The sequence below is a fragment of the Dolichospermum circinale AWQC131C genome (assembly GCF_000426905.1).
In the GTDB taxonomy this organism is placed as follows: domain Bacteria; phylum Cyanobacteriota; class Cyanobacteriia; order Cyanobacteriales; family Nostocaceae; genus Dolichospermum; species Dolichospermum circinale.
Genome location: NZ_APIY01000424.1, coordinates 1 through 4,432 on the forward strand (window position 1 = coordinate 1; position 4,432 = coordinate 4,432).

The 4,432-nt window shown below is 35.0% G+C and carries 3 protein-coding genes; all 3 read right to left on the bottom strand.

All coding sequences use genetic code 11. The features are described 5' to 3' along the window. Positions 1-366 precede the first annotated feature (366 nt). The 3 genes from ACIR131C_RS23775 to hpnA all read right to left on the bottom strand — a co-directional run bounded on the left by ACIR131C_RS23775 (position 367) and on the right by hpnA (position 3,897). Positions 367-1,611, bottom strand: coding sequence for a CPBP family intramembrane glutamic endopeptidase (locus tag ACIR131C_RS23775; RefSeq protein ID WP_051347437.1), 1,245 nt, complete (start codon positions 1,609-1,611; stop codon positions 367-369). 161 nt (positions 1,612-1,772) lie between these two features. Beyond that, positions 1,773-2,789: an adenosyl-hopene transferase HpnH gene (gene hpnH, locus ACIR131C_RS0100650; RefSeq protein WP_028088683.1), complete on the bottom strand. Its 1,017-nt coding sequence runs from the start codon at positions 2,787-2,789 to the stop codon at positions 1,773-1,775. Between the two features lie 121 nt (positions 2,790-2,910). Further along, a complete protein-coding gene (gene hpnA, locus ACIR131C_RS0100655; protein WP_028088684.1) occupies positions 2,911-3,897 on the bottom strand; it encodes a hopanoid-associated sugar epimerase in 987 nt (328 codons plus the stop codon). Positions 3,898-4,432 lie beyond the last annotated feature (535 nt).

The window sequence follows — 4,432 nt, forward strand, 5'->3', positions numbered from 1 at the left end:
TAGATGAAATCATCCGTGATTATTGTGTATCTTAATGTCTCATTCTTAAGTTAAATGACTATACTTCTACTCCCCAAGGTGAAGGTGACACTGCTGGACAGGGTGCTATTTACTTTAGGAAAATGTGGAATGAGTTTAAGGAAAGGAGACTTAAACAAGATAAATCTGTAGTCATTGCTGAGTTTAGTCAATTTGATAATCCATGCAACCCTGAAGAAACAATCAGGTCAAATATGGTGAACATGACTCAAGCTCAAGTTAGATCCGATAGCGGAGCGTGGCGTTAGCCATAATTACAGATTGTGACACCGGGGGTGCGGAATGTGGGTTATATAGCTCTCAGCACTCCTACATCTAGTATAATAGTTAATTGGTTTCATCTGTTTTAGCATCATTAGCATAATAAGGAATAATTGCATCATTTTTAGGAAAGTTCTTATATACAAAATAAATCAGGAAGGGAGCAGATATAGATATCAGAAAAACTAGTTGACCCAATAATGGTTGAACCGAATTTTGATACTCTTGTAGGGAAATAAATGCAATTCTTTCGCTTTCTGATTTACTAAAATAATTTATAGTTGTTAATATTATGCAGAAGGTATTATAAAAAAAGTGGCAAAATATTGGAGCTAGTAAGTTTCTTGTTTTCAAATACAAAATTGACAGAATAATACCCATCAAAGATAAGTTAATAATATCAAATCGAAAATGAACAATTGCAAATAGAAAAGAAGAAGTTAAAATTCCTACTTTTACCCCCCATTTAATGGACCATTTTTGTAATATTATTCCCCGGAACAGTAATTCTTCAGTTACAGGTGCTAAAAGCATAACTGAAAAGCCTGTGAATATAAGTTCCCAAATATTCGTAATATTATTATTAATATAATATTCTACATAATGTGGTAAAATGAAGGATAATACATATAAACTTAAAGAACTAAATCCTGTGGAAAAAGCGCATATAAAAACAGTAATTGAAATTATTTTCCAATTATATTTATTTTTGTAACCAATAATTTTATTAAAAATAAACTCCGTTGTTGGGAATTGTGTCAATAAAATAAATAACCAACCAACATAAATAATTATACCTATTACTGATCCAATACCAGTATTTTTAAGCAAAGTAGAAAAGCTTAAATTATTCAATAAGCTAAAAATCCCTACTATCAAAATACATAAAACTGGTAGTGAAATAAACAAAGTTAATAACAACTCTGGAATATTAATTTTCTTAAATGGGTTCTGTAGTAAACTTTCATCCTCTAAAGAGGCGACATTTTTATTGGTAGGAATAAGTAATAAAATTGATAAGCCAAATATATTTAATAAACCTAACCATCCCCAATTAGACACATACCCTTTACTTTCAATATAAAGCCCACAACCTTTAACAAAAAATCCATATCCTACTAAAAAAAATCCTAAAATTAACAAAGATATTAATAGATTCAAAGTCGGACTTAAACTGTTTAAAGATTCCTTAAATATTGCCAAAAATGGCAAAAATATTGAAAATATAATCAATGGAGCAAATTGTATAGTCAATCCTAGCAAAATTAGATTGATAGCTTTTTCTTTGTTAATTGTCATATTGACTGTCATAAATTATCCTTGGTAGATGCTAAATTTTGGTGATCCTGATTTAGATATTTTTCATGATCAGAATCAGGATTTTCTAGATGAGAAGATTAACAAGATTAAATATCACTTAACTATTATTTAATCCTGTACATCCTCAAATCCTTAAATCCTGATTCAGACTGTTACTTCCCAAATACAGTAGTTAGAGAACGGGCAATATTTTTTGGCTGCATTGCGTCCATTGCTGCTGTCGGTTCATAACCACAATGTACCATACAATCAGCACATTTGGGATTACCACTAGCGCGTCCGTATTGACTCCAATCAGTTTTATCTAACAACTCTTGGAAGGTTGCATAATAGCCTTCATTCAACAGATAACAAGGTTTTTGCCAACCTAAAACACTGTAACTAGGACTACCCCAGGGAGTGCATTCATAGTCTTTTTCACCAATGAGAAAATCTAAGAATAAAGGATTATGATTGAAGTTCCAGTTTTTCTTTCCAGAGGTGTAAGGTATGAGAATTTCCCGGAATAAAGCGCGGGTTTGTTCTCTTTGTAGAAAATGATCTTGATCTGGAGCCCATTCATAACTGTAACCAGGAGAAATCATCATTCCGTCAGTTCCCAATGTTTCCAGAAAATCGAAAAACTCCTGCATTTCTTCAACATTACAACCTTCAAAAATGGTCGTATTGGTAGCGACACGAAAACCCTTGGCTTTAGCAGCGCGAATTGCTTGGACAGCAGTATCAAAAACCCCTTTTCTATCTACACATTTATCATGCCATTCTCGCATTCCATCTAAATGCACACTAAAGGTGAGATAGGGAGAAGGTTGAAATTTATCGAGACTCTTTTCTAGTAATAAACCATTGGTACACAAGTAAATATATTTCTTGCGTTTAATTAAACCCTCAACAATTTCCCTGATTTGGGGATGTAATAATGGTTCTCCTCCGGGAATGGAAACAACCGGTGCGCCACATTCTTCCACCGCTGCAAAACACTGTTCTGGAGTCAGATTTTGCTTGAGTATCTCCACTGGATGCTGGATTTTACCGCAACCTGTACAAGCTAAATTACACCGGAACAGCGGTTCTAGCATTAATACCAGGGGAAAGCGTTTCCGCCCTAATAAGCGTTGTGTAACTAAGTATTTACCTATATCTATTGCTTGTTGTAGATTAATCGCCATGAAACTAACACTCCTCAATTTGTTTGGTAATTAATTGGTAATTGGTGATTGGTGATTGGTGATTGGTAGTTAATTTCTGTCACCTATAACCTGTCACCTATAACCTGTCACCTATAACCTGTCACCTATTCACATAACCACTAGACACGAACCAATCTACAGCATCCTTGAGCGCTACACTCAGGGGGGACTGAGGTAAACCTAATTCGCGGATAGCCTTAGAAGGATCATAATACATTGGTTGCTGTGCCATGCGAACACCATCTATGGGAACTGTTGGGGTTTTCCCTAGAGGTGCGAGGATTTTTTCTTCTACCCAGCCGACTGTTAGAGGTATCCAAGCTGGTATAGATGTTTGTGGTGCAGGTAAATTCGTGATTTGGGCAAGTTGTTCTAGAAGTTGTTTGAAGCTAAGATTCTCATGACCTAGTATATAGCGATCGCCTTTTTTCCCTTTTTCTAATGCTAGTAAATGTCCCTTAGCTACATCCCGCACATCAATAAAATTTAACCCTGTGTCTACATAAGCGGGCATTTGCCGCCGCAGAAACCGTAAAATAATATCCCCGGTTGGTGTAGGTTTAATATCTAATGGACCAATGGGACTACTAGGATTTACTATCACAATATCCTGACCTTGATTAGCTGCTGATATTGCTATTTGTTCGGCTAAAAACTTCGATTTTTTGTAATCTCCCACCAATTTTTCTACCGGACTTTGATGGGTTTCATTCACAATTTCCCCAGGTTTTCCCACACCAATAGCCGCAACGGAACTAGTATAAACTGTACGTTCAATTCCCGCTTTTTGCGCTGCTGCTAAAATATTGCGCGTCCCTTGTACATTATTCAAATATAGCAAATCCCGGTCTTTTTGCCACAATGAATAATGGGCAGCAACATGAAATAAGTAATTACACCCCTGCATCTGTTCCCAAATATTCGCGTCGTTTACATCACCTTTAACAATATCTACAGCCAAACCCTGTAAATTGTCCAGGTTACTATGAGGACGGACTAAAGCTGTAACTTGGTATTTTGATTGTAACAGCGATCGCACCACATGAGAACCAATAAACCCCGTACCACCAGTCACAAAAGCCCGCATTTCTTTACCTCTTCATTTTCAATATGTGATTAATTATTCATGTATTTGGGTAATTTACCACGTTTACATTTTTTCTTTTTCTTGTGATCAGTTAATAATAAAATGGTGTTGTATAGCAGTTTCCGATATTATGAAGTACAGATATTAATAATAAAACTCTTGTGGTGCGGGCATACTTCGACCAGGCTCAGTACAAGTCTTGCCCGCCAAAAGTGTACCTCACCCTTATATTAATCCGCTGTAATGGTAATTTATATTCATGTTATGACTAATTCATAAGTTAAAGTTATTGATTTTCTATTTTAAATAAGTTTTTTTGAAAAAAATTTTTTATTTTTAAGGTTCGGGTCGCTTTCGGTGTGTTATTATAGTCATATAAATATAATGGAGTGTCAGCAAAATTTTTATCGAGGGACGCATTCCCATTATCAGGATATCATGCCGCGCAGTGCAAGTCAATCGGTTCAGACCAAAAAAAAGAAGTTTTTTTTTAAATTTTTAGAATTTTTTAATTTTTTCAAATTTTTGAGAAACT

Bases quoted from the DNA above. Each gene is read 5' to 3' on its own strand.
- ACIR131C_RS23775 (WP_051347437.1), bottom strand. From the start codon at position 1,611: ATGACAGTCAATATGACAATTAACAAAGAAAAAGCTATCAATCTAATT.
- hpnH (WP_028088683.1), bottom strand. From the start codon at position 2,789: ATGGCGATTAATCTACAACAAGCAATAGATATAGGTAAATACTTAGTT.
- hpnA (WP_028088684.1), bottom strand. From the start codon at position 3,897: ATGCGGGCTTTTGTGACTGGTGGTACGGGGTTTATTGGTTCTCATGTG.